Source organism: Pseudomonas sp. FSL R10-1350, from assembly GCF_009600525.1.
Classification (GTDB): domain Bacteria; phylum Pseudomonadota; class Gammaproteobacteria; order Pseudomonadales; family Pseudomonadaceae; genus Aquipseudomonas; species Aquipseudomonas helleri.
Genome location: NZ_WIVR01000023.1, coordinates 1 through 24,994 on the forward strand (window position 1 = coordinate 1; position 24,994 = coordinate 24,994).

The 24,994-nt window shown below is 59.5% G+C and carries 24 protein-coding genes; 16 read left to right on the plus strand and 8 right to left on the minus strand.

Annotated elements, in window-relative coordinates:
* Both GHO25_RS12490 and GHO25_RS12495 read right to left on the minus strand, forming a co-directional pair.
* A partial coding sequence (locus tag GHO25_RS12490) for an amidase (RefSeq protein ID WP_178110075.1) occupies positions 1 to 493 on the minus strand: 493 nt, incomplete at its 3' end.
* A gap of 13 nt (positions 494 to 506) precedes the next feature.
* Entirely contained in the window at positions 507 to 1,835 is a 1,329-nt protein-coding gene (locus tag GHO25_RS12495) for an MFS transporter (protein ID WP_153336296.1), read from the minus strand.
* Positions 1,836 to 2,045: 210 nt separating this feature from the next.
* Here GHO25_RS12495 and GHO25_RS12500 point away from each other — a divergent pair, with 210 nt between their 5' ends.
* From GHO25_RS12500 to GHO25_RS12540, 9 genes are all read left to right on the plus strand, one after another.
* Positions 2,046 to 3,083: a LacI family DNA-binding transcriptional regulator gene (locus tag GHO25_RS12500; RefSeq protein WP_153390904.1), complete on the plus strand. Its 1,038-nt coding sequence runs from the start codon at positions 2,046 to 2,048 to the stop codon at positions 3,081 to 3,083.
* A gap of 292 nt (positions 3,084 to 3,375) precedes the next feature.
* A complete protein-coding gene (locus tag GHO25_RS12505; RefSeq protein WP_153336298.1) occupies positions 3,376 to 4,263 on the plus strand; it encodes a nitrilase family protein in 888 nt (295 codons plus the stop codon).
* A 13-nt stretch (positions 4,264 to 4,276) separates the two neighbouring features.
* Positions 4,277 to 5,464: a hypothetical protein gene (locus tag GHO25_RS12510; protein ID WP_153390905.1), complete on the plus strand. Its 1,188-nt coding sequence runs from the start codon at positions 4,277 to 4,279 to the stop codon at positions 5,462 to 5,464.
* Positions 5,465 to 5,702: 238 nt separating this feature from the next.
* Positions 5,703 to 7,280, plus strand: coding sequence for a sugar ABC transporter ATP-binding protein (locus tag GHO25_RS12515; protein ID WP_153390906.1), 1,578 nt, complete (start codon positions 5,703 to 5,705; stop codon positions 7,278 to 7,280).
* A gap of 1 nt (position 7,281) precedes the next feature.
* On the plus strand, positions 7,282 to 8,298 hold the full coding sequence (locus GHO25_RS12520) for an ABC transporter permease (RefSeq protein ID WP_088500386.1): 1,017 nt from the start codon (positions 7,282 to 7,284) through the stop codon (positions 8,296 to 8,298).
* A 30-nt stretch (positions 8,299 to 8,328) separates the two neighbouring features.
* Positions 8,329 to 9,384, plus strand: coding sequence for a substrate-binding domain-containing protein (locus tag GHO25_RS12525; RefSeq protein ID WP_048369296.1), 1,056 nt, complete (start codon positions 8,329 to 8,331; stop codon positions 9,382 to 9,384).
* Between the two features lie 120 nt (positions 9,385 to 9,504).
* On the plus strand, positions 9,505 to 11,889 hold the full coding sequence (locus GHO25_RS12530) for a TonB-dependent siderophore receptor (RefSeq protein ID WP_153390907.1): 2,385 nt from the start codon (positions 9,505 to 9,507) through the stop codon (positions 11,887 to 11,889).
* Positions 11,890 to 11,995: 106 nt separating this feature from the next.
* The gene (locus GHO25_RS12535; protein ID WP_153390908.1) at positions 11,996 to 13,366 is read left to right on the plus strand and encodes an APC family permease; all 1,371 of its coding nucleotides are present in this window, start codon (positions 11,996 to 11,998) and stop codon (positions 13,364 to 13,366) included.
* The gene (locus GHO25_RS12540; protein WP_153390909.1) at positions 13,363 to 13,809 is read left to right on the plus strand and encodes a DUF3574 domain-containing protein; all 447 of its coding nucleotides are present in this window, start codon (positions 13,363 to 13,365) and stop codon (positions 13,807 to 13,809) included. Before GHO25_RS12535 ends, GHO25_RS12540 begins: the two co-directional genes overlap by 4 nt.
* On the opposite strand, the gene GHO25_RS12545 is transcribed toward GHO25_RS12540, so the two are convergent.
* Positions 13,806 to 14,270 carry a DUF3574 domain-containing protein gene (locus GHO25_RS12545; RefSeq protein WP_153390910.1) on the minus strand — a complete coding sequence of 155 codons (465 nt, stop codon included), beginning with the start codon at positions 14,268 to 14,270 and terminating at the stop codon, positions 13,806 to 13,808. The genes GHO25_RS12540 and GHO25_RS12545 overlap by 4 nt on opposite strands.
* 299 nt (positions 14,271 to 14,569) lie before the next feature.
* Between GHO25_RS12545 and GHO25_RS12550 the strand changes: the two genes are divergently transcribed.
* From GHO25_RS12550 to argE, 4 genes are read left to right on the plus strand one after another with little or no spacing between them, the layout of a single operon-like run.
* A complete protein-coding gene (locus tag GHO25_RS12550; RefSeq protein ID WP_178110076.1) occupies positions 14,570 to 15,901 on the plus strand; it encodes an NAD(P)/FAD-dependent oxidoreductase in 1,332 nt (443 codons plus the stop codon).
* A gap of 24 nt (positions 15,902 to 15,925) precedes the next feature.
* Complete coding sequence (locus GHO25_RS12555) at positions 15,926 to 16,336, plus strand: RidA family protein (RefSeq protein ID WP_047293191.1); 411 nt, start codon at positions 15,926 to 15,928, stop codon at positions 16,334 to 16,336.
* Between the two features lie 11 nt (positions 16,337 to 16,347).
* Positions 16,348 to 17,025, plus strand: coding sequence for a DUF1028 domain-containing protein (locus GHO25_RS12560; RefSeq protein ID WP_153390912.1), 678 nt, complete (start codon positions 16,348 to 16,350; stop codon positions 17,023 to 17,025).
* A complete protein-coding gene (gene argE, locus GHO25_RS12565; protein ID WP_047293187.1) occupies positions 17,022 to 18,167 on the plus strand; it encodes an acetylornithine deacetylase in 1,146 nt (381 codons plus the stop codon). The genes GHO25_RS12560 and argE overlap by 4 nt, the downstream gene beginning before the upstream one ends.
* Before the next feature lie 90 nt (positions 18,168 to 18,257).
* Here the strand turns inward: argE and GHO25_RS12570 are convergent, their stop codons facing one another.
* Entirely contained in the window at positions 18,258 to 19,169 is a 912-nt protein-coding gene (locus tag GHO25_RS12570; RefSeq protein ID WP_047294692.1) for a LysR family transcriptional regulator, read from the minus strand.
* Positions 19,170 to 19,419: 250 nt separating this feature from the next.
* Between GHO25_RS12570 and GHO25_RS12575 the strand changes: the two genes are divergently transcribed.
* On the plus strand, positions 19,420 to 20,835 hold the full coding sequence (locus tag GHO25_RS12575) for a cytosine permease (protein ID WP_047294695.1): 1,416 nt from the start codon (positions 19,420 to 19,422) through the stop codon (positions 20,833 to 20,835).
* 137 nt (positions 20,836 to 20,972) lie between these two features.
* On the opposite strand, the gene GHO25_RS12580 is transcribed toward GHO25_RS12575, so the two are convergent.
* Together GHO25_RS12580 and GHO25_RS12585 are read right to left on the minus strand one after the other, a co-directional pair.
* Positions 20,973 to 21,665 (minus strand): pirin family protein, encoded by a 693-nt coding sequence (locus tag GHO25_RS12580; protein ID WP_153390913.1) that lies wholly within the window; start codon positions 21,663 to 21,665, stop codon positions 20,973 to 20,975.
* 73 nt (positions 21,666 to 21,738) lie between these two features.
* A complete protein-coding gene (locus GHO25_RS12585) occupies positions 21,739 to 22,179 on the minus strand; it encodes a DoxX family protein (RefSeq protein WP_153328644.1) in 441 nt (146 codons plus the stop codon).
* 160 nt (positions 22,180 to 22,339) lie between these two features.
* Between GHO25_RS12585 and GHO25_RS12590 the strand changes: the two genes are divergently transcribed.
* Together GHO25_RS12590 and GHO25_RS12595 are read left to right on the plus strand one after the other, a co-directional pair.
* Positions 22,340 to 23,239: a LysR family transcriptional regulator gene (locus tag GHO25_RS12590; protein ID WP_153328646.1), complete on the plus strand. Its 900-nt coding sequence runs from the start codon at positions 22,340 to 22,342 to the stop codon at positions 23,237 to 23,239.
* A gap of 63 nt (positions 23,240 to 23,302) precedes the next feature.
* A complete protein-coding gene (locus tag GHO25_RS12595; RefSeq protein WP_153328648.1) occupies positions 23,303 to 23,659 on the plus strand; it encodes a DUF488 domain-containing protein in 357 nt (118 codons plus the stop codon).
* 139 nt (positions 23,660 to 23,798) lie between these two features.
* Here GHO25_RS12595 and GHO25_RS12600 read toward each other — a convergent pair whose 3' ends face one another.
* Both GHO25_RS12600 and GHO25_RS12605 read right to left on the minus strand, forming a co-directional pair.
* Entirely contained in the window at positions 23,799 to 24,023 is a 225-nt protein-coding gene (locus GHO25_RS12600; protein ID WP_047294701.1) for a hypothetical protein, read from the minus strand.
* 114 nt (positions 24,024 to 24,137) lie between these two features.
* Entirely contained in the window at positions 24,138 to 24,875 is a 738-nt protein-coding gene (locus tag GHO25_RS12605) for a hypothetical protein (protein WP_228392691.1), read from the minus strand.
* Positions 24,876 to 24,994: the final 119 nt, after the last annotated feature.

Consider the following 24,994-nt stretch of genomic DNA (forward strand, 5'->3'; position numbering starts at 1 on the left):
CGCTGGAGCCGCCCGTGATGCAATCCGGGTCCCACGGGTTGCGGGCCGCGCCCTGTAGCGAGCGGTCGCCCGTCGGGCCGTAGGCGAATTCATGGGTCAGGGTTTTGCCGACAATCACCGCACCCGCCTCGCGCAAACGCTGCACACAAACGGCATCACGACGCGGCCTGAAGCCTTCGAAATGCGCCGAGCCATAGGTGCTGACGTAGTCCAACGTGTCGATGTTGTCTTTGACCGCCACGGGTATGCCGTGCAGCGGCCCCAGGTCCTGGCCTTGGGCCAAAAGGTCGTCGGCCTTGCGCGCCTGGGCCAGTGCAACCGGTGCATCCACTTGAACGAAGGCGTTCAGGGTCGGGTTCAGCCGCTCGATGCTGTCGAGAGCGGCCTGGGTCAGTTCAACGCTGGTCAAGCTGCCGTCGCGCAGGCGTTCAGCCAGTTCGACGACCGATCGACCGAAAAAATAGCCAGCATGGGCAGGTAGTACCGGGCTCATACAAACACCTCAATCAAACAGCAGCAGGAAGGGGGGAAGCAGCCGGACGGCCGCCTGGGCGCACCATCAACATCGCGCTCATGCCCAACGCGGTCGCCACGGCGGCGGCCACGAACATCGACGAATAGCCGTAGCGAACGGTCAGGTAGCCGGTCAGCATCGGGGCAATGAACGAAGCGGTGTTGGCAATAAAGTGGGTCATGCCGCTGTAGGCGCCGACGCGGTTGGAGGGCGCCGTGTCGATGACCACGGCCCAGTACACCGAGTTAGGAAGCGCGTTGAGGGCGTTGGCCAGGGTCATCAGGGCAATCACGCCCCAGACGGTCTGGGCCTGCGAAACCATGATGAAGCACAGCGTGGTCAACAGCAGGCAAGTCGCGGCCAGCCAGCTGCGGGCGACTTTCAGGTTGCCGGTACGGCGCAGCAGCAGGTCGGAGATTTTGCCGCCCAGCAGCACGGTAAAGCAGGCACCGGTCCACGGGATCATGCCCATGTACCACAGCGAGGACAGGTTGTAGTGGAACTCGTCCTGAAGGTATTTGGGGGTCCAGGTCAGCAGCAGGAAGGTCACGTAGACGAACGAGAAGTAGCCGACCGCGTTGAGCAGCAGGTCCTTGTTTTTGAAGAAGTGCCAGACCGGTGTCAGCGTGGTGGTTGGCGTCGAGGCATTGACCGCTTCGGCGCGCTCTTTGCGCAGGTAGTCCAGTTCGGCCTTGGACACTCGCGGGTTTTCATCGGGGGTGTTGGTGAAGCGCGTCATGAAGAAAATCAACAGCGCCAGGCTGATCACACCCAAAATCACGAACATGCTGCGCCAGTCGCCGGTCAGGGTTTGCAGGCCTACCGCAATCGGCGCGGTCAACAGAGCGCCCAGCGGTGTGCTGAGCAAACCCACCGACACCACAAAACCGCGCTCTTTTGGGGTCGCCCAGTTCGCCACGCTCTTGTTGATGACCGAGTAAGCCGGGCCTTCGGCGAAACCGAACATCACCCGGATGGTGGCGAAACCGGCCATCGCCGAGCCGCCCAAAAATGCCAGACCGAAGTCACCGGCAAAAGCGGTCGCGATTTCAAAGATCGACCAAGTGGCACCGGCAATCAGCCAGATACGCTTGGCGCCAAAACGGTCGGCCAGAATGCCGCCGATCAACGCCCCCAAAATGTAACCGTAACCGAAGTAACCCAGCACCTTGCCCCAGTCAGCTTTGTCGAAACCGTACTCGGGAAGGATACTCGCCGATGCGTAGGCAATGGCGCCGCGATCAATGTAATTGAGCAGCGCCATCAGCATGATCAAGAAGAAAATCTGATAGCGGAAGGAAGGGATAGCTGGGTTGTTCATAGGTATCTGACTCTTCAAATGATGGCAGAAGTCAAAAAGTCGGCCGCTTCCGGCGTATTTTTATTTTTTTACCCAAACGTTTGGGTTGACGAAATGTAGAGCGAGTAAAAATTTTAGTCAAACGTTTGGGTAAAAATTTTGTCCGGCCGAAAATCGCCCGTTCAGGTAGAATCCGCGCGCTCATAACAGACAGCAGGAAACCCCTCGAACATGCCAAACCCAGCCCGCCCCGCCACCCTCAAGTCCATGGCGACTGCACTTGGCGTGCATGTGTCCACCGTGTCCAGGGTGCTCAACGGCGATCCGGCGGGCGTCGAACGGGCGGCATCGGCCGAGGTGATTGAGCGTATTCGTGCATTGGCGAAAGAGCTGGATTATCGACCTAACACGCAGGCATCTAACCTGAAACTGCGTAAAAGTGAGGAAATCTGCGTACTGATGCCGCGCATCACCGACCTGGTGATGGCGACCATTTACGACAGCATCGACAGCAGCGCTGAACAGGCGGGCTACCTCACGTTCGTGTCCAACACCGACGACCAGCCCGTGCGCCAGATGCAACGTGCCGAACACGCCTTGCGCCGCTCGGTGGCCGGACTGATCGTGGCTGACTCCCACGTGGGGGAAACCCAGCCACTGTTCGAGTTATTGACCCGCAAACACATCCCTTACGTGCTGGTCAGCCGCCAGATAGCCGGGCAAGTCGCGTCGTGCAGTAACGATGAGCTGGGCGGCTGGTTGGCAGCGGAGCATTTGTACACCCTGGGCTGGCGCGACGTCGCGATACTGGCGGGCGAACGCCACGCCTCAACCGGCGCCGATCGCACACGCGGCTTCACCCGTTACTTTCGCGAACAAGGCATCACTTTGCGCCCGGAATGGACCCTCAACGGCCCCTTTGACAGCCTCACCGGGCACCAGCAAGGTGAGCACCTGCTGGGGCTGAGCCCGCGCCCGCAAGCGTTTTTCGCGGTCAACGACTTCCTCGCCATCGGTCTGATGGGCGCTGCACGGGACAAAGGCCTGCTGCCGGGCAAAGACATCGCCGTGGTCGGCTTCAACGACATCGCCCTCGCCCACGAACTCACCGTGCCACTGACCAGCGTGCGCTTGCCACTGGCTGAAATGGGCCAGCAGGCGGTGGAGTTATTGCTGAAACGGATCAAGGGCGAAGCCGTTGAATCGATTGTGCTGACCCCGCAGTTGCAAGTGCGGGCCAGTTCTACAGTGCTGCCCAAGCTGCTGTAATCCGTTCAGTCCCCCTCAGTAGGTGCTGCCGCAGGCTGCGATCTTTTGATTTTTTTAAAAGATCGCAGCCTGCGGCAGCACCTACGAAAGGGGGCAGATCATGTAGTAACTACGCATGTCGAAAGCCAGTTTAATTCCCCTCTTATGTAGTCCCGTTTGATATGTAACAACCCAGACAAGGCAACGGACTACACACCAAGCGGACACAACCGACATACACCCGCACTGATAAATCCTCTTACTAAAGACCCGCAAACCAGCGGGTCATAACAATAAAAAAGAGGTGTCAGCCATGAACGAAGCGGTCAGTGCAGTGCGCGTTGCGGTTGTGCAATTCGATCCGCAGGTGGGTATTCAACATAGCCAGGCCAATCTGGAGCACAGCCTTGAATTGGCCCGCGAGGCGGCCATTAACGGGGCAAATCTTATTGTGCTGCCGGAGTTGGCCAATACCGGGTATTTGTTCGGCACTCGCCAGGAAGCCTTCCTGCATGCCGAGTTGATTCCCGAGGGTCCGAGCATGCAGGCCTGGCTCGATTTTGCCCGAAAGCATCAGGTGTATCTGGCCGCAGGGCTGGCGGAACGTGACGGTGTGCAGTTGTTTGACAGCGCGGTGCTGGTGGGCCCGGGCGGTTTTATTGGCAAGTACCGCAAGGCCCACTTATGGAACCGCGAGAAGCTCTGGTTTACTCCCGGCAATCTGGGGTTTCCGGTGTTTGACACGCCCATTGGCCGCATCGGCCTGCTGATTTGCTGGGACATCTGGTTTCCCGAAGTGCCGCGCCTGTTGAGTCTGCAAGGCGCCGACATTATCTGCAGTCTGAACAACTGGATCTGGACGCCACCGCCTCTGTTCGATGACAGCGGAAAATGCATGGCCTCGTACCTGACGATGACCGCTGCTCACGCTAACAACGTGTTTATTGCCGCCGCCAACCGCATCGGTGAGGAACAAGGCGAACGCTATCTGGGCTGCTCGCTGATTACCGGGACCAATGGCTGGCCCATCGGCAAGGTGGCCTCAGCGGATGAGCAGACCATTCTCTATGCCGATATTGATCTGACCAGCGCACGCAGTGCGCCGATCTGGAACAGTTTGAACGACCTGCATCGCGACCGCCGGGTCGATGTGTATGACGCCATGCTCGGCTATACCGACCACCCTCTCCTTCCACGCTGATGAGGACGCCATCATGTCGTCTTTATCACCAAGAGCGTCTTCCACTGCGTCAGTGCGTTACCTGGTTTTGCTTGCAGCCAGCGCGCTGCTAATCATTATTTTGATGGGCGGTTTATCGTGGTTCTACTCAGCATCGGCAACCGGTTACTGGCCCGGATATGCCGACATGATGGGCGACTGGCCTTCACCGCTGGCCTGGCTGCGCTGGGTGATCGGCGATATCAGCGAAGTCGCTTTTTACAAGCACGAGTTCGCCTCGCTGGGGCTGTTGTTTGGGGGTGCCCTGGGGTATTGGGCCAATCGGTACGCCAAAACGTGGCAAGGGTTCAGCATCAGCTATGGCACGGGACTGTGGCCCTGGCTGGTCACCAGTTCACTGCTGGGGTTGGCGCTGAGCAATGCACTGTGGGGCTGGACGTTGACTGCCGACACCTGGCAGCCAACGTTTGCCGCCTTTGTGTCCTTGCCCGCCGCGATGGTGTTGCTGTTTGGTGCCGGCTGGAAAGTCACCCTCAACGGAGCGGTTCTCGGGGCCCTGCTGGTCACACCTTGTTGCCTGCTGATGGTTAACTTCGTCTGCCTGCCGTTGGGGTTGCCCGTTGTGATTGGCAATGTACTGGGCATGGCGCTGGGCAGTGCGCTGGCTTTTGGCTTGTGCCGGTGTGTGCCCGTACTGGTCAAAAGCCAGGTCGAACCCGTCGTTGAAAAGCCCGCCGCCAGGCCCAAGCCTGACTACGGGGTGATCTGGACGTTACGCCGGGTATTGGCAGACTTTTCCGAAGCGCCTTTTTTTGGCAATGAGTGGGCCAGCCTGGGAATGTTGGCTGGCGTTTTACTGGCCTATGCATTGAACCCGTTGAGCCCTGCTTATGGTTCAGGCTTGCTGCTGCATTTGGTCGCAGCACAGGCATTCACCTCGTTAGTGGGCGTGATTATTTGGCGCAGCCAATGGCAGAAACTCGGCTGGTACCCCACGTATGTGCCGCTGGTGTCAGTGGTTCCGGCTGCGGTGCTGACCTACGGCGCCAGCGCGACGGTGATGATCGCCAGCGCTGTGCTGGGGGCTCTGGTCGCCCCGCCTTTGGCCCACGCCATTGCCCGGCAGTTGCCCCAGTACATGCACCCTTACATTGGCAATGTGTTGTCGATGGCGATCAGCACGCTGCTGATTGTGCCGGTGATTGGTTATTTCATTCCGTAGGAGAAGCCGCGATCTCTTAGATCAAAAGCCAGATCAAGATCAACAGATCGCGAGACAAGCTAGCTCCTACACAGTGAACTGCCCCCCCTCTGCGCCCATCCGGGCGCATCCTCATATAACTAAAAGATATTTCATATTCGATACATATATTGGATTGTTCCTAGGGAAATGCTTTTAATCGCGGCCCCAACGTCTTGTGTTTGCTGATGTTTCAGCGACTTCTGTTTCGGTACTTTTTATGAACGCGTCTGCCGCTGTGGCGCCTGATCCGCTGATTCGTGTGTGCGGTTTGAGTAAATCGTTCGGGGCCAACCGTGCCCTGGATCGTGTGGACTTGCAGATTTACCCCGCCGAAGTCGTGGCGTTGTTGGGTGCCAATGGCGCGGGCAAATCGACGCTGGTGAAGATCCTCGCTGGCAGCCAGTCCCATGATGCGGGCGAGCTGTTGGTTGACGGGCAGTTGCAGCGTTTCAATTCGCCGCTGGCGGCGCGTGAGGTCGGGATTGTGGCGGTGCATCAGCACGTCAATGACGCGATTGCGCCGGGTTTGAGCGTGGCGGAAAACCTGCTGCTGGATGAGTTGTGCCAACCCGGTGCCGGGTTTTGGCTGGGGCGCAAACGCGTGTTGCAACGTGCCTCGGTAATCGCTGCCGGACTGGGGCTGGATCTGCCACTGGAGCAGCCGATTGAGCACCTCGGCCAGGCAGAACGCCAACTGGTGGTGTTGGCCCGGGCTTTTGCCTTGCAGCCCCGTTTGTTGATTCTGGATGAGCCGACCGCCGCTCTCTCGGACACCGAAGCGCAACGTTTATTTGCCCTGGTCGATACCTTGCGCGAGCGCGGGGTGGCGATTGTTTATATCTCCCATCGCTTGTCCGATTTGCAGCGTCTGGCGGATCGCGCCGTGGTGTTGCGTGACGGCAGGCTGGCCGGTGAATTTGCTGCCGATCAACTCACCGAAGCGGTGTACGCCATGCTCGGTGAAGCGCCGGACACCCGGCCTTTTGAGCCGCGTGCGGCGGGCCGCGAGGTGTTGAGTTTGCGCGCAGCGAAGGTCATGGCGAACGCCGCTGAGTTTGATTTGAACCTGCACGAAGGTCAGGTGGTGGCGCTCACCGGGCTGTTGGGCGCGGGCAAAAGTGAAATTGCCGAGGTGCTGTTCGGTTTGCGTCGCCCGGCTGCCGGAACGCTGCACGTGGAGGGTGTTGCCGGGCTGTTCAATTCGCCGGAACACGCAGTTAAAGCCGGGGTGTTTTACGCCGCCGAAGACCGCGCCAGCCATTCGTTGATTCCAGGGTTTTCATTGCGCAAAACCCTGACCCTGCCCTTTTTGCAGCGTTTTACCCGCTACGGATTTATCAATACGCGGCTGGAGGCGCAGGCGGTACAAGACGCCGTGACCGCGCTGGGGGTGAAGACCGCCGGGATCGAATTGCCCATGGAGACGCTGTCTGGCGGCAACCAGCAGAAAGTCGTGCTGGGCCGCTGGCTGCTGGGCAACGGCCGTGTGTTGATGCTCGATGAGCCGTTCCAGGGTGTGGATGTGCGCGCCCGCCGCGAGATTGGCCATTTGCTGCGTAACAGCTGCGAAGGCCGGGCCACGTTGGTGATTTGCACTGACGTGGACGAGGCCCTGGAGATCGCCGACAGAATTTTGGTGGTGCGTGATTTTGCCGTGGTCGCTGACTACGCTCGTGCCGGGTTGAACCGCGCCACGCTGGTGGCGCAATTGGTGGGCAGTGACGTTCCATCCCCTACCCCTTGCTCTTCCCCTTTAAACCGTACCGCAACGCCCGGGAGTAGTGCGCGTGGCTGATTTGATTTCTTCTTTGCCGGGCAGTGCCCCCAAGCCCAAGCGCGTGCTGGACGCGTTGATCCGTTATGGCCTGCTGCTGGTGCTGGCCGCCGTGGTGGTGTTTTTCAGCATTGCCGAACCGGCCTTTTTGCGGGTCAACAACCTGTTCATCATTTTGCAGTCGGTGTCCATCGTCGCCTTGCTGGCCCTTGGCGTGACCTTGACCATGGCCGTGGGCGGCCTTGATTTGTCCATCGGCGCGGTGGCGGCGATGAGCCTGATGATCGCCAGCTACGTGATGGTGGTGCTGGGCTGGGGCGCCGTGCCTGCGGTGTTGATCAGCCTGGCGGGCGGGGCTTTGGTCGGTCTTTTTAACGGCTGGCTGATCGTCAAAATGCGCGTGCCGGACATTCTCGCCACCTTGGGCAGCATGTTTTTGGTGATCGGTGTGCAACTGATTCCCACCGGCGGACGCTCGATTGCGGTGGGCATGACGCTGCCCAACGGCGAGGAAACCGAAGGCGTATTCAGTGCGGCTTTTCTGGCGCTGGGGCGCGGTCGGTTGTGGGACACGGTGCCGGTTCCGGTGCTGGTAACCGCTGTCGCAGCGCTGGCCGTGTGGCTGTTTCTGGAGCGGGCGCGCATCGGCCGGTTGTTTTATGCCATCGGCGGCAACGAGCAAGCGGCGCACCTGGCGGGCGCTCCGGTGCATCGCTACAAACTGCTGGCGTACGTGCTGTCGTCCTTGCTGGCGTCAGTGGGCGGTTTGCTGCTGGCGGCGCGGCTGGGGCGCGGCGATGTCAGCTCCGGCAACGGGCTGGTGCTGGATGCACTGGGCGCAGCGCTGATTGGTTTTGCCGTGCTGGGCGCGAAGAAACCCAACGCGTTTGGCACGTTGATAGGCGCGTTACTGGTGGCCACCTTGCTCAATGGATTGACGATGCTCAACGCACCCTATTACGCCCAGGATTTCGTCAAAGGACTGGTGTTGGTGCTGGCGCTGATTTTCACCTTTGGTGTCGGACAGCGCGTGCGCTGATCTGGACGCCCTTACTTGCAAGGATCACCTATGTACACATCCATCAAAAGCGCCATTCGCCATGCTCTGGCCGGTGCGCTGCTGTCAGGCGCGGCTTTGGGCGTGCAGGCAGCCGGCTTGCCGGGCGCCCCCGCGCCCTTCGACAAAGGCAATGTGCAGATCGCCATGGTCGGTTATCTGTTTTCCGGCGACTTCCCTGAAGCCTACCTGCAAGGCGTCGAGAAACAGACCAAAGCCCTGGGTGCGACGCTGCGGATTTTCGATGCGCGGCAACAGGCAGCCAGTCAGCGCGAGATGATCGAGCAGGCGATTGATCTGGGGGTCGACGGCATCATCGTGCAACTGGGCCTGGCCGAAACCCTCAAGGACTCGATCGATAAAGCCGTGGCCAAAGGCATCAAGGTGGTGACCTTTGACGTCGACCTGAACAACCCGAAAGTGACTCAGGTCGAGCAGGACCACCACGCATTGGCGCGTTTGGCGCTGGAGCAGGCAGTCAAAGACAACGGCACGAAGTTCGATGCCGGGTATGTGTACATCAGCGGTTTTACCCCGATGGAGTTGCGCAACGAGATCTGGACCCAGGTCAAGGCGGCGAATCCGGGCATTGTCGAGAAGGCCCGTTTTGGCACGCTCAACCCGCCGATTGCCAACTCGGTCGCCGACCAGGCCAGTGCCGTGTTGCGCGCCAACCCGGGCATCAGCGTGATATTTGCGCCGTTTGACGAGTTCGCCAAAGGCGCAAAAATTGCCGTTGATGAGGCGGGCCTGAGCTCCAAAGTGAAAATCTACAGTGCCGACATTTCCACGGCCGACATACAGATCATGAAAGAACCTGACAGCGCCTGGGTGGCGACCGCTGCGGTCAACCCGCAAGTGGCCGGGGCAATCAGTGTTCGCAGCCTGGCAATGCTGATTGCCGGCGAGAATCCGGGGCAAAAAGTATTGGTCCCGCCAACGCTGATTACCCGTCAGCAGTTGCTGGACCTTGATGTGAAGAACGTTCGCGATCTGGCGCAGAAACTACCTGCGTTTGGGGACACATCAGGGATTGCCACGGCGTCCTGGATACCGCTGGCCAAGTAACACGTTTCGCACTCAACCAACACTCAACAACAACGACAGAGCAGTACTGCCGCGACGCTAATGCCGAAAACGCAAGTTCTCGGCAACGGGCGAGTATTAGCTGCAGTTCAGGAGTTGCATATGCATAACCGTTCACTTTCTTTACTGGCTGCAGTGATCTCAACCTTTACTTTGCTGCCAGCTTACGCCGACGATCCGGCACCCGGCGCCGACAGCAGCGAGCGTCTGGACACGGTGCTGGTCACCGGTACACGCGGTAAGGCCCGTACCGTGCTGGACTCGCCGGTCCCGGTGGATGTGTTGACCGCTGCCGATCTTAAGTCGGCCGGTGCCAACAGCGGGGAGCTGGGCCAGGCGCTACAGACCTTGCTGCCATCGTTCAACTTTCCGCGCCAGTCCAACTCTGGCGGTGCTGACCACGTGCGGGCCGCGCAATTGCGTGGCATGAGCCCCGATCAGGTGCTGGTGCTGGTCAACGGCAAGCGTCGGCACACTTCGGCGGTGGTTAACGACTCGTCGAAAATCGGTCGCGGTACGGCGCCGGTGGACTTCAACTCGATCCCGATCAGCGCCATCAAACGTATTGAAGTGCTGCGCGATGGCGCGGGCGCCCAATACGGTTCCGACGCGATTGCCGGGGTGATCAACATCATTCTCGATGACGCTCCGGAAGGCGGCGAAGTGTCCACCACGTATGGCGTTTATCACACCCGTGAAAACGCCATCGGCAAGCGCATCACAGACGGCCAGAGCAGCCAGACTTCGGCCAAGATCGGCACCCGCCTGGGTGAAGACGGCGGGTTTATCCGCGTGGGCACCGAATACAAAGACCGCAATCCGACCAACCGCGCCGGTTATGACGGTTTCGCTGACACACCGGGGCAACGCAACTTCGCCATGGGCGATGGTCTGGCGCGGGATGTGAACGTGTGGTTCAACTCGGAACTGCCTGTTGGCGACAGCAAGGCCTATTCGTTCGGCACCTACAACGAGCGCCATACCACCGGCTCGGATTTTTACCGCGAAGCCTATGAACACCCGGAGTTTTACCCCAACGGCTACCTCCCCCAGTCCCTTGGCGACAACAAGGACTTATCTTTGACCACAGGCTTTAAAGGCATGCTCGATGATGACTGGGACTACGACAGCAGCCTCACCCACGGGCGCAACCGCTTCGATGGCTCAACCCAGCGCACCTTCAACCCCAGCCTCGGAGCTGATTCGCCAACCCGCTTTAACACCGGCGACTATGAGTTCCGCCAGACCACCGCCAACCTGGACTTGAGCCGCGAGGTGCGCTTTGCCGATCGCTCGTTCGTGCTGGCTGTGGGCGGAGAATACCGTTACGAAAACTACCTGACGTTTGCCGGTGACCAGGCCTCTTACTTCGGCAACGGTGCCGACGGCGCTAACGGCCTGCGCCCTAGCGAAGAGGTGAACCTGGACCGCAATGTGTTCGGTACGTACGCCGAGTTGTCTGGCGACCTCACCGACCGTTTGTTTGTCGACGTGGCCACACGCTTTGAGCATTACGACGACGCGGGCAGCAAACTCACCGGCAAGCTCAGCGGGCGCTACCGCCTGACTGAGCAACTGGCCTTGCGAGGTGCGGTGTCGAACAACTTCCGCGCGCCGTCGCTGGCACAGGTCGGGTTCCAGAACACCACCACCAACTACGGTGACAACGGCGTGCTGACCGACATCCGCACGTTGCCGGTCAACAGCCCGATCGCCCGCGCCCTGGGGGCCCAGAAGCTCGACCCGGAAACCTCGAAAAACTTCAGCCTCGGCCTCACCGCTCAGCTCAACGACCGCTTTGATGCGTCGCTGGACGTGTTCCACATCGCCGTCAAAGACCGCATCACCTTGTCTCAACGGATTGGCAGTGATGCGCTGGAGCAGTACATCAACGACAACTTTGGTGTGCCGGGCGTGCATGACGTGAGCTTCTTCACCAACGCCGCCGACACCAGCACCAACGGTGCCGAGTTGGTGCTCAACTACCACCAGCCGCTGTTCGACGGCGTGTGGGGCGTAACCGGCGCTTACACCTACAACCACACCAAAGTCACCAAAACCCGTGGCACACCTTCGCAGTTGTCGGGGCTGGGCATCGGCAGCGATGCGCTGGTGGGTGTCGAGGAACGCAACACCTTGACCGACGCGGCGCCCAAGGACCGCATCGTGCTGTCGACCAACTGGGCCAACCAGCACTGGGGCCTGATGAGCCGCCTGACGCGTCAGGGCAAAACCACCCGCGTGTTCGATTTTGGCGACTCCTGGCCGACGCAAACCTACGGTGCGGTTTGGCAACTGGATGCTGAAGCGCAATACAAATTCACCCCGGCGTTCGACATCGCGGTGGGCGGCACCAACCTGACCGACAAATACCCGGACCGCTCCAACTCGCAAATCAACTACGGGGGCAACCTGCCGTATGACGTGCTGTCGCCGATCGGCACCAACGGTGCGTACTACTACACCCGTCTTACTTACGCGTTTTAAATCTTCTGTGTAGGAGCGAGCTTGCCTCGCGATCTTTTAAAACGTCAAAAGATCGCGAGACGAGCTCGCTCCTACAGGGGGATTCGGGCTTTTGGGGAACACTCTTATGCGCGAAGACGTATCTGCCATTGCCGGTGTGCAGCGCCATTTGCCGGTTTTCCAGGCATTGCTGGTCACCCTCGGCATGGTGATTACCACCGATATTTTGAAAACCGCACCCACTGTCGCGCTCAATGTGGGCAGCGACCATTTTTATTGGGTGTGGATCCTCGGCGGGCTGCTGTCGATGGCGGGCGCCTTGTGCTTTGCAGAGATGGCCACGGCGTTTCCGCACCCCGGCGGTGACTACCATTTTTTGCGTCTGGCCTATGGCGAGCGCGTGGGGATGCTGTTTGCCTGGTCGCGCTTTTCGGTGATGCACACCGGCTGGATCGCGCTTTCAGCCTTTATGTTTGCCGATTACGTCAACGCGGTTTTGCCGCTCGGGCCTTATGGTTCCGGGCTGTTTGCCGCCGGGGTGATCATCGCCCTGGTGCTGTTGAATTTGCTCGGCCGTGAGATTGGCTTTCTGACCCAGACGGCCTTGGTGGTGTTGCTCGCCCTGGGGTTTCTGAGCATTGCGGCAGCAGGTGGCTGGCTGGCCTGGCAAGATTTTGTACCCGAGGTGCCGAAAGTCTTGGCGGTGCCTGAGCAAACCGGTTTTGCCGGATTTTCTGCAGCAATGATTTTTGTTTTTCTGGCCTTTGGTGGCTGGAGCGATGCGGCCACGTTGTCGGCTGAGGTGCGTGATGGGCGGCGTGGCATGTTCATCGCCATGCTCGGCGCGCTGAGCCTGCTGCTGGCTATTTATCTGGCCTTGAACTGGGCCTTTATTCAGGGCCTGGGCTATGAGGGGCTGGCGGCCAGCGAGGCGCCGGGTGTCGAACTGCTGAATAGGGCATTTGGTGCGCCCGGAGTCGGCCTGATTCTGCTGGTGGTGGGTATTTCAGCGATTGCCAGTATCAATTCAACCCTGCTGGTGGGTGCCCGCACCACCTTCGCAGCGGCGCGGCAAGTGCCGCAATTGAGCGGCCTCGCGGTGTGGGACAAACGCCATGGGGTGCCACGTCGGGCGTTGCTGGCGATTGGCGCCGTGTCGCTGTTGTTGGTGCTGTTTGGCAGCTTTTCGCAAAGCGGTTTTAACACCATGGTGGAATACCTGACCCCGGTGTACTGGCTGTTTCTGAGCCTGAGCACCCTGGCCCTGTTGATCTTGCGACACAAGTTTCCCGATGCGCCAAGACCGGTCAAAGTGCCTTTATACCCGGTGCTGCCGCTGCTGTTTTTCTCGCTATGCCTGTACATGCTGTATTCCAGCGTGGTGTTCGTCGGTTACGGCGCACTGCTGGGGATTGCCGTACTGGTGCTGGGCGCGATTTTGCTGGCGTTGCTGGGCAACACCAGCATCAAGCCGTCATCGACTGAGGAGCTGTTATGAAGAAGTGGGGCGTGTTTGCGCTGCTGCTGGTGGTTGCCGCCGTGGTCGCCGTGGGCGTCACGCGAGACAAAAAACTGCTGGCGGGCGACCTTGATGGCCGCCCCATGGTGCGCAGTGAGCTGTACTTTGCCGCCGTGGACCCGCAGGCGTGGGATGAGTTTTTGTCTGCCGAGGTAACGCCACGCTTCCCGGATGGCCTGAGCTGGTACAAGGTCAACGGGCAATGGCGCGGGCCGTCCGGCAAGCCGGAAAAGCTGGCGTCGCGCATCATGATCCTGATCCATGCCGACAACAGCGCCAACCGCGAAGCGCTGGCCACCATCGGCCGGTTGTTCCAGGAACGCTTCGGCTATGCGGTGTTGCAAGTGGTCAATCCGGTCCGGGCAAGCGACCCGGACTGGACAGCCGAACGTCTGGACGACAATCGGCAACTTTCACACTAGAACGACACCTGCGCCGGTTGTGACAGGCGCAGCACAGACAGATCGCCGGTGATCCGCTTCCAGGCCAGGCGAATGGCTTCGATGTCCTGCTCATGCTGCGCGTTGCCTTCGTGCAGGATGACGATCACTTTGGTGCTCAGACGCTCCGGCTCGGGGGCGCCATGGTCGCGCCATTGGCCGTAGGCTTCAAGCACGCTGAAGCCGTCCGGAAAGCGTGGCGTGACCTCCTTGTCCAAAAACTCTGTCCAGCGCTGCGGGCTGATGACGTCAGCGCCGCTGCCGCCCAACGCCCCCAATGAGAAATACAGCTCCGTGCGCAGCCATTGCGCCTGGGCGGGTCGCGTCGGGTCGCCGTGCAGTGATGAACTGGCCGGGTCTTTGGTGTGTACAGCAGCGGGCGGCGCACTGGCGCAACCGGCAAGCGCCAGAAACAGTGCAGCGAACAGAAAACGTGACGGCATGAAGCGACCTGCAATCTTGGTGGGTGGGGGTGGAAAGGCCGACACTATAGAGGGCGTTTTGATGGCTCATCCAAGACTAAAAACAGCTTTTTAAATAGCTTAAAGGCATAAGAATCGCCCCCTGCGTGTGTCTGAGCGAGCTCGCCTCGCGATCTTTTGACCCTGACATTACAAGATCGCAGCCTTCGTTCCTCGACAGCTCCTACGGGGGGGATTGGGCGTCTGTATCTGATATTTATGCTCACATCCCAGCTTAATAATATTTTATTTAAAACAGCCCTCCCCCTAGCCTTGAAGTCATGCACGAACTGAATCCAACTGCATTGCGCAAGGACAGAGACATGACGCTAGCGACAACAACAATAGACACCTTGGTAGTGGGGGCTGGTCAGGCGGGTGTGGCCATGAGCGAGCACCTGAGCAAGCAAGGTGTGCCTCATCTGGTGCTGGAGCGCAGTCGTATCGCTGAACGCTGGCGCACCGGGCGCTGGGATTCGCTGGTCGCCAACGGCCCGGCCTGGCATGACCGTTTCCCTGGCCTGGAATTCGATGACGTGGCCGCCGATGGCTTCGCCCCCAAAGAGCGCGTCGCCGATTACTTTGAAGCCTATGCACGCAAGTTCAATGCGCCGATCCGCACCGGTGTCGATGTGCTCTCGGTGGTGCGCAATGATGGCCGCCCGGGCTTTACCGTGCACACCAGCGAAGGCGTGATCGACGCCAAGCGTGTGGTTGCAGCCACCGGCCCGTTCCAGAAGCCGGTGATCCCGGCCATTGCCCCGCAAGACACTGCGCTGCATCAGATCCATTCGGCGGATTACCGCAACCCGGCGCAACTGCCTGCGGGTGCCGTGCTGGTGGTGGGCGCGGGTTCGTCCGGGGTGCAGATTGCTGATGAACTGCAACGCTCCGGGCGCCAGGTGTATTTGTCGGTCGGTGCCCACGACCGCCCTCCCCGCGCCTACCGTAACCGTGATTTCTGCTGGTGGCTGGGGGTGCTGGGCGAATGGGATCAGGCGGCGATGAAGCCGGGCCGCGAGCATGTGACGATTGCCGTCAGCGGCGCCCACGGTGGCAAAACCATCGATTTTCGTGAGCTGGCTCAGCAAGGCATGATCCTGGTGGGGCTGACCCAGGCGTTCAACAACGGCGTCGCCAGCTTCCAGCCCAACCTGCTGGAAAACCTCAAGCGTGGCGATGAAAACTACCTGGCACTGCTGGATGCGGCAGACGCTTACATCGAGCGCAATGGCCTCGATTTGCCGCTGGAGCCGCAAGCCCGCCGGGTGTTCCCGGACGCCGACTGCGTGAAAAACCCGATTCTGCAACTGGACCTGGCCGCCGCCGGGATTACCTCGATTATCTGGGCCACCGGCTTTGCCGTGGACTACAGCTGGCTGCAAGTCGATGCCTTTGACGCCGCTGGCAAACCGCAGCACCAGCGCGGTGTGTCGAGCGAATCGGGGATCTATTTCCTCGGATTGCCATGGCAGTCACGCCGTGGCTCGTCGTTTATCTGGGGCGTGTGGCACGACGCCAAATACGTGGCCGACCACATCAGCATCCAGCGCCAATACCTTGAATACCGCGACGCCGCACCGGTTGTTCGGCAATCGCCTGTCAGCGCCTGATTAACTATTTCTGGAGTTTTTTTGATGCCTACTCACACTCGCATCCGCATGTTCAACACCAAAGAAACCTACCCGAACCAGAGCCTGGACAACGACCTGTGCCAGGCCGTGCGTGCCGGTAACACGGTGTATGTCCGTGGCCAGGTGGGCACCGATTTCGAGGGCAACCTTATTGGCCTCGGCGACCCGCGAGCCCAAGCCGAGCAAGCCATGCGCAACGTCAAACAACTGTTGGAAGAAGCCGGCAGCGACCTGAGCCACATCGTTAAAACCACCACTTACCTGATCGACCCGCGCTACCGCGAGCCGGTGTACCAGGAAGTCGGTAAATGGCTCAAGGGCGTGTTCCCGATTTCCACCGGGCTGGTGGTGTCGGCGCTGGGTCAGCCGCAGTGGCTGATGGAAATTGACGTGATCGCAGTAATCCCGGAGTAAGGAGGCTCGCCATGACCTTTTCAATCGTCGCCCGTTGCGCAGAAACCGGCCAGTTGGGCATCGCCATCAGCTCATCGAGCATTGCCGTGGGCGCCCGTTGCCCGTGGCTACGCCCTGGTGTGGGGGCGGTGTCGACCCAGAACATCACGCTGCCGGCATTGGGCCCGGATGTGCTCGACCTGCTGGAGCAAGGCCTCGCGCCCGGCGCGGCCATCGACACGGCGCTGACCCGCAACGGCTACAGCCAGTACCGGCAACTGACGGCGATTGATCATCAGGGCCGCACCGTGCACTTCAGCGGCAGCGAAACCCTGGGCACGCACAATGCGCTGTCGGGCGAACAGTGTGTGGCGGCGGGCAATATGCTCGCTGACCGCACAGTGATTGCCGCAATGGTTCAGGCGTTTGAGCAAGGTGAAGGCCAGTTGGCCGACCGCTTGCTGGCCGCAATGCATGCGGCCATTGCCGCCGGCGGTGAAGCGGGTCCGGTGCATTCCGCCGCGTTGGTGGTGGTGGGCGAATTGACCTGGCCGATCATCAACCTGCGAGTGGATTGGGCCGAGGAAAACCCCATCGGTGAGCTGCAAATACTCTGGGACGCTTATCGCCCGCAGGTCCAGGATTACATCGACCGCGCCCTCGCGCCTGACCGTTCCCCTGGTTACGGCGTGGCGGGAGATGATCGATGAGCCGCAGCCGCGAACTGCTGCACACGCTGGTGGGGTTTGACACCACCAGCCGCGAGTCCAACCTGCATTTGATCGAGTTTGTACGCGATTACCTGGCAGGTTTTGGCGTGAGCTGCGAGCTGGTTCACAACGAAGAACGCAGCAAGGCCAATCTGTTTGCCAGCATTGGCCCGAGCGAGGTCCCCGGCATTGTGCTGTCGGGGCATACCGACGTGGTACCGGTTGATGGCCAGCCCTGGACAACGCCGCCGTTTGAGCTGACCGAACACGACGGCAAGCTGTTTGGCCGGGGCACGGCAGACATGAAGGGCTATATCGCCTGCGTGTTGGCACTGGTGCCGACGCTGGTGCAGACGCCGTTGCGCATACCGGTGCACATTGCCTTGTCGTATGACGAAGAAGTCGGCTGCCTGGGCGTTCGCTCGTTGCTCAGCGTGCTGGAGCAGCGCCCGGTCAAGCCGATGCTGTGCATTATTGGCGAGCCGACGGAACTCAAGCCGGTGCTCGGGCATAAAGGCAAGTTGGCGATGCGCTGTGATGTACACGGCGAAGCCTGCCATTCGGCTTATGCCCCCTATGGCGTGAATGCCATCGAGCATGCCGCCGAGTTGATTGGCGAGCTGGGCCGTCTTGGCCGCCAGTTGCGCGAACACCAGGACCCACGCTTTGACCCGCCTTACAGCACCGTGCAGACCGGGGTGATTGCCGGGGGCAAGGCGCTGAATATCGTGCCTGCCGATTGCCGCTTTGATTTTGAGATTCGCGCCTTGCCGTCACAGGACCCGGGTGAAGTGGCCGAGGCATTGCAAACCTATGCGATGCAACAGGTCCTGCCACGCATGAAGGCGGTAAGCGCGCAGAGTGCGATCCGTTTTACCGAGTTGTCAGCGTATCCGGGACTGGTCACCGATGAGCGCAGCCAGGCGGCCGAGTTGATTGCGGCGTTTTCCGGGTCTCGGGAATTCGGCACGGTAGCGTTTGGCACTGAAGGCGGGTTGTTCGATGCCGTGGGCATCCCCACGGTGGTCTGCGGCCCGGGCAGCATGGACCAAGGGCACAAGCCCGATGAGTTTGTGAGCGTGGCGCAACTGGCCGGGTGTGATGCGATGCTGCTGCGGATGCTGGATTCTATCCGCGCTTAAGTTTTGCCCTTGTAGGAGCGAGCTTGCTCGCGATCTTTTTAAAGATCAAAAGATCGCGAGGCAAGCTCGCTCCTACAGGTCCAGGCAGGGTTAGCTGAGGACTCTGGCCAGTTCTTCGCGGCAATAATCGACAAACAATTGCACCGGTTTGGTCAGCGGCGCCCGGCGCAGCCATACGGCTGACAGGCCGGAGCCGGTGACGGTTTCGGCCAAGGGGATGCACACCAGTTTCTGCCCGTCGTAGGTGTATTCGGTGAAAGGCTTGGTGACCAGAATCGAAAACCCGAACCCCCGACCGACCATGCCCCGCACCATCTCGATCGACGGCGAGCTGAAGACGATGTTCGGGGTTAATCCGCGCTCTTCGAAGATGCTCACGAAGTAGGTCCGGCTCGGCAGCACGTCGAGCAAAATCATCGGCTCCAGCACCAGGTCGGCCAACGACACTTTGGCCTGCTGCGCAAAGCGGTGGTCTGCGGGTAACAGCGCGTACGGCTGCTGCGGCGGCATCAATGGCGTGGTTTCGATACTGCCGCCCAGGTCGTGCTCGAAGAGCATGGCCATGTCGATGCTGCCCGCCGTCAGCGCCTGCACCAGCTCTTGCTGTTCGCCGTCGCGAATGCGTATTTCCACTCCCGGCCAGCGCTTTTTGAACCCTGCAATCAGGCGCGGCAAGTACAGCGGCGCGACGGTCTCGAAGCAGCCGATGTCGATCTGGCCCGACACCACGTCATTGTCCGCTAGGGCGTTTTGCTCAAATTCATGGGCCACGCGCAGCAATTCCTGCGCCTTGCGATAAAAACGCGCGCCGCTGGGGGTCAGCGAAACGCCTTGGGCGTGGTGACGAATAAACAGCTGCACGCCAAAGCTGTCTTCCAGTTGCTTGATGGCGGTAGACACCGAAGGCTGGGCGATATAAAGCTTGCGTGACGCCTCTGCGACGCTCCCGCATTCGGCCGTGGTAATAAAATATTTGAGTTGGCGCAGGTTGTAGGCAGCCATCGGAACCTCGATAAACGTGGGGTTTCGCCCCAAACAAGTGCAGAAAAAAGCCGTTTTTTTCAGCGTTGGCGGTGTATGCAACATACCGGAGCAAAAAAAGGTATGAGCTATATTTTTTAAGGTCTATAGCAACAAACTTACTAATTTACCTGCTTGCCACCATTACAGATGATCACTCCAACAACAAAGCGCTGCCCTGAAAGCGCACTGCGAAGTACGCCCACGTACTCTTCCTGCCTTGGAGTTCATCATGGTCACCACTGCAACATCCTCCGCACCACTCATCGAAAAGCACACGATTGGCTACGTGCCCCCGGAAGATCGCCATGGAAAGGTAAGAGACCTCTTCACCCTGTGGTTCGGCGGTAATATCGCGCCGTTGCCGATTGTGACCGGCGCACTGGGTGTGCAACTGTTCCACCTGAATCTGGTTTGGGGCATCGTCGCCATTCTGGTCGGCCACTTGCTCGGCGGCGTGCTGATGGCGCTGCACTCGGCCCAGGGCCCGCAAATGGGCATCCCGCAAATGATCCAGAGCCGCGCCCAGTTCGGCTCTCTCGGCGCGTTGCTGGTGGTGGTGATCGCCGGCGTCATGTACATCGGCTTCTTTGCCTCCAACATCGTGCTTGCCGGTAAATCCCTGCACGGCGTGGTCGACTCGGTGCCCGTACCGGTCGGTATCGTGATCGGCGCCATTGGCTCCGGGATCATCGGCATCATCGGCTACCGCTTTATCCACGTGCTCAACCGCATCGGCACCTGGGTGCTGGGCGCCGGTATCGTGCTGGGTTTCGGTTATATCTTCACCCACATCCAGACCACCGACTTTCTGACCCGCGGTGAGTTCAACATCTCCGGCTGGCTGGCCACTGTATCGCTGGCGGCCCTGTGGCAGATCGCGTTTGCCCCGTACGTGTCTGACTACTCGCGCTATCTCCCGGCGGATGTACCGGTGGCGTCCACCTTCTGGGCCACTTACATGGGCTCGGTGCTGGGCTCCAGCCTGTCCTTCATCTTTGGTGCGGTGGCCGTGCTCGCAACGCCGGTCGGGATGGACACTATGGACGCCGTAAAACTCGCCACCGGCGCGATTGGCCCGTTGATGCTGGTGCTGTTTCTGCTCAGCGTGATCAGCCACAACGCCCTTAACCTGTACGGCGCCGTGCTGTCGCTTATCACCTTGATTCAGACCTTTGCTTATCGCTGGATTCCAACAGCCAAAAGCCGTGCGCTGATCTCTACCGTGGTGCTGGCAGCGTGTGCGATTGCAGCGGTCTTCGCCTCGAAAGACTTTATCGGCCATTTCGTCGACATGGTGCTGGTGCTGTTGGTGGTCCTGGTGCCGTGGACGGCGATCAACCTGATCGACTTTTACGCGATTCACAAAGGCAAATACGACATCGCCTCGATCTTCCGCGTCGACGGTGGCATTTATGGCCGCTACAACCCGCAGGCATTGCTGGCCTACGCCATCGGCATTGCGGTGCAAATCCCGTTTATGAACACCCCGTTGTACGTGGGCCCGATCTCGGCACACATCGACGGAGCGGATTTGTCCTGGGTCGTAGGGCTGCTGGTGACGTCGCCGCTGTACTACTGGCTGGCGAGCCGGGACAGTGCGTACAAGCGCCGAATGAACGAATCGAAACTGGTGGGCAGCGTTTGATTAAAGGCCCGGCTTTTAAGCGCTGACGATGTATGAGGCTGCGATGGGTTGCCAAGGCACTCATCGCAGCCTTCGTGCCTTGGCAGCGACTACAAGATTTATGGGCGAGCCGCCGGTCATGGTGATCGTCTTTATCGTCAAAACACCTCAACCATGATCACTTCGGTATCGTCGATGGCCTCGACCAGCAGTTGGCTTTCATCGGTGATGGCCAGTCCGTCCCCTGCTTCCACCTGAACACCGTTAACCTTTAACGCGCCCAACGTCGGGACCAGGTAGCCCTGCCCGGTCATTGAATAGTCCAGACGCTGCCCTGCCTTGAGCGTCGCCCCGAGCACGCGGGCATCGGCGCGGATTGGCAAGGCACCTTGATCGTCCGCCTTGCCGCTGGCCAGCACAGCCCATTGGCCGGCCCGCTCGCCTTTTGGAAACGGCCGGGAGGCCCAACGCGGTTGCCCGCCGTTTTGCCGTGGTCGCAGCCAGATCTGGAACAGCCTTAACGGGACGCTTTCCTCATTGCGCTCTTCGTGGCGGATACCGCTGCCAGCGCTCATGACCTGCACATCACCCGCCACCGTGCGCCCGTACCTGCCGGTACTGTCGCGATGCGTCACGGCCCCTTCCAACAGGCAAGAGATGATCTCCATGTTTTGGTGGGGATGCATCGGGAAACCCTTGCCGGGGGCGATCACGTCATCATTCCAGACCACCAGCGCACCTAGCGGGCGGTGGGCAGGATTGCCCTCGGCCGTGACCCGGAAGTGATGGCGCGCATTGAGCCAGCCAAAGTCACCACCGCTGAGTTCAGATTTGAATCGATGTTCCAGCATGTCAGCTCCTTTGAACTTGGCTCTGCTTGAGCGCTTGAGTTACCTGAACACAGGCACAGTGGTTAAGGACGTATCAGCGACGGCGGGCGTCGAGGCTGAAGCGACCGGCACCAAAGGCAACCACTTGCAACAGGCCACCGGCCATGGAGACGTTTTTAAAGAAGTGGATGAACTGGTTTTGGTCCCCAAGTTGGTTATGGAAAGCTAGCGCCGTGGCCAGGCTAAACACTGCCAGCACTGCTGCGGCAACGCGGGCGCGGTAACCACTGAGCAGCGCCAGGCCACCACCGACTTCAACAACGATGGCCACGACCAAGGCCACTTGTGGAAGCGGCAGCCCGACAGAGCCGATGTAACCGATCATCGCCGCCGGTGCAGCGAGCTTCGAGATACCGGAGAGGATGAAAATGATGCTGAGTAGCACGCGGCCAATCAACGCTGCAGAGGCTTGAGCGGTGTCGGTTTGAGTGCCTTGGGCGCTGCCCGAATGGGCGATGGGTTGGGAGGTAGACATTGGGCTTTCTTCCGTTGGATGCGGCTCGGTATGAGCCGCTCTGTTGAAGAAATGGTGCGCCTGCCCCGCTAATCTTAATAGCTGGTTAATTTAGATCATTAGATTCGATTTATTAGACAAGCTACTCTGCTGCCATCAACGAACATTCGAGGAAACCTGCATGCTGTCTGAACCCGGCACACCGACACTGGACCAGTTGCGCGTGTTTCTGACCGTTGTGGAAGTCGGCAGCTTTGCCGCCGCAGCGCGCAAACTTCATCGAGCCACCTCGGTGATCAGCTACTCCATCGCCAACCTGGAAACGCAGCTCGGCGTGTCGTTATTTGATCGCCATACTACTCGCAAGCCGCAACTCACCGAGGCCGGGCGCACCGTGCTGGCAGAGGCCAGAACCATCACCAACGGCATTAATGGCTTGCGCGCCAAGGTCAAAGGCCTGCTGCAAGGGCTTGAAGCTGAAGTTCACTTGGTCGTGGATGTGATGCTGCCCGCCGAACGGGTGGTGGATGCCCTCAAGTCCTTTCGTGAAGCGTTCCCGACCGTGGCGCTTCACCTGCACATGGAAGCACTGGGGGCCGTAACTGAGCTGGTGGTGAACCGCGAAGCCATCATCGGCGTAAGCGGCCCGATGAATGAGGGCTTCATCGGTATCGAGCGCATTGCTGTTGGCAGTGTCGAGCTGATCCCGGTGGCTGCGCCAAATCACCCATTGGCGTCCGGAGAAGTTAACGCACCGGGCGCCGGGCGCGAACTGACGCAACTGGTGCTGTCAGATCGCTCGCACCTGACCAAGGACAAGGACTTCGCCGTCCTCAGTAACCGCACCTGGCGGCTGGCAGACCTGGGCGCCAAACACATGCTGCTGCGTGAGGGTATCGGCTGGGGCAACATGCCCACGCCGATGGTCCAAGAAGACCTGGACAGCGGCCGGCTGGTGAAATTGAAAATTCCTGAATACGAGCGCGGCGACTACACATTTGACGTGATCTACCGCACAGACGCCCCACCCGGGCCTGCCGCGAAATGGCTGATAGAGCGGTTCGCTCAGCAATCGGCCTGAAAACGGCGTGCGCCCCCTGCCCTGCTACGCTTTGTGTCTTATCGCGTGAACAGGGAGGATGCTATGAGCGTTATGTTGAAGCGGGCTTATGAACAGCCGAGTGACTCGGATGGCCAGCGCATTCTGGTCGATCGGCTATGGCCACGGGGCGTGGCAAAGGCGAAAGCCAGGATTGATCTGTGGCTCAAGGAGGTCGCGCCCAGTACAGAACTTCGCCAATGGTTCGGGCACGCACCTGAAAAATGGCCCGAGTTCAAAAAGCGCTACTGCGAAGAACTCAAGAACAACCCCGCGCTGTCGCAACTCCAACAACAGGCGCAGCAAGGCAACATCACGCTGATCTATGCGGCCAAGGATCAATCACACAATGAGGCGGTGGTGCTCAAAGAGATGCTTGAGGGCCGCCTAGTGCTGGATTGAGTTGCTGTTTTAGCGCGGTATATAGAACTCCACCTTGTGGGAGCGGGCTTGCTCGCGATACAGGCAACTCGGTGTGCCTGTAACAACTGGTCGGTGCAATCGCGAGCAAGCCCGCTCCCACAGGGTGCCAGGCTAACGACTACTTACGCGATTTGCCGAACATCATGCGCCAGCGATTGCGGTTGAGCAGCACCCAGCCGGTCAACTGCATGCACCCGGCCAGCACCAGACTGCGCATGAGGGCAGGCTCTGTAGGCTTTGGCCCGGTATAGATGCTGTACAGGGCGAAAAGGACGCCGAGCAGGCCGAGAATGAAAAAGATCAAACCGAGGATGGTGAGGCGATGCAAATTGAGCGAGGACATGGCGTAAATCGTTAAGGACTGGAGCGCTAACGTTACCCGGTAATGGGGCTGGCTGCCAATCGGTCAGCGATTCGAGGGGGCGACTCGCTGACACGCTCAGGCAACTTCAGCCCACTAGAACGTTAGCCCGCCTTGTTCGAGGGTCAAGATCAAGGCGTTCAAGTTATCGGGGGCCACGCGTATCAGACCTTTGCCCGGCACATCGATCTCCGCAATCATAAACAGTGCCAGCGCTGTAAAAATCGGCATGATGCACACCAACACATTGCTCCCGGACTTGCCCCGCGCATTGTAGCCAATCAAAAAGTTGGAACAGACCGCACTTAACACAAGCAGTGCCCATGCAACGACCGGTATCTGATGCCGCCAGCTGGACATGGTTTTTTGTTGGGCCACATACAACTCACTGCTTGCATTTAGCACGGTCACAATGACCGGGTTGGGGTTAACCTTCGCGAGCTTGCTGATTTGAAACCACATATAGGCTTGTTTTTTGATGGATTCCATGCGGATATCCGCGCGTTTGGCGTCATCATCGGTGGCATAAAATGCAATCCGCAGGGCCAGGTATTCCTCCAGCAACTTCTCTGCGGTTTCTTGTTGAGACTCTGTGAGCAACGTCGTGCGCTGGAATGCATTACCGATGGCGACGGCTTCATTTTCTTCGGCGGCCATGCGTGAGTTCAAACCGCTTATTGCAAAAGAAAGAATAAAACCTACCAATAAACCGAACATCGACAAGATGCAGCCTAGAACAACTTTTAGCTCATCATCGAAATCAGCATTGCGAACAGCTTTACCGCCCCATACCACCTTGCCTGCAAACGCTGCCAGGCACAAAACCAGCAGCATCGACACTAAAATCAACCACGAATACATATCAATGGGATGGAATATTGAGAGCATGTTTTTAATTTTTAAGTTGGGATTTTAACTAGGTATAGCACGCCAAAAAATCGCGCACGCATGAT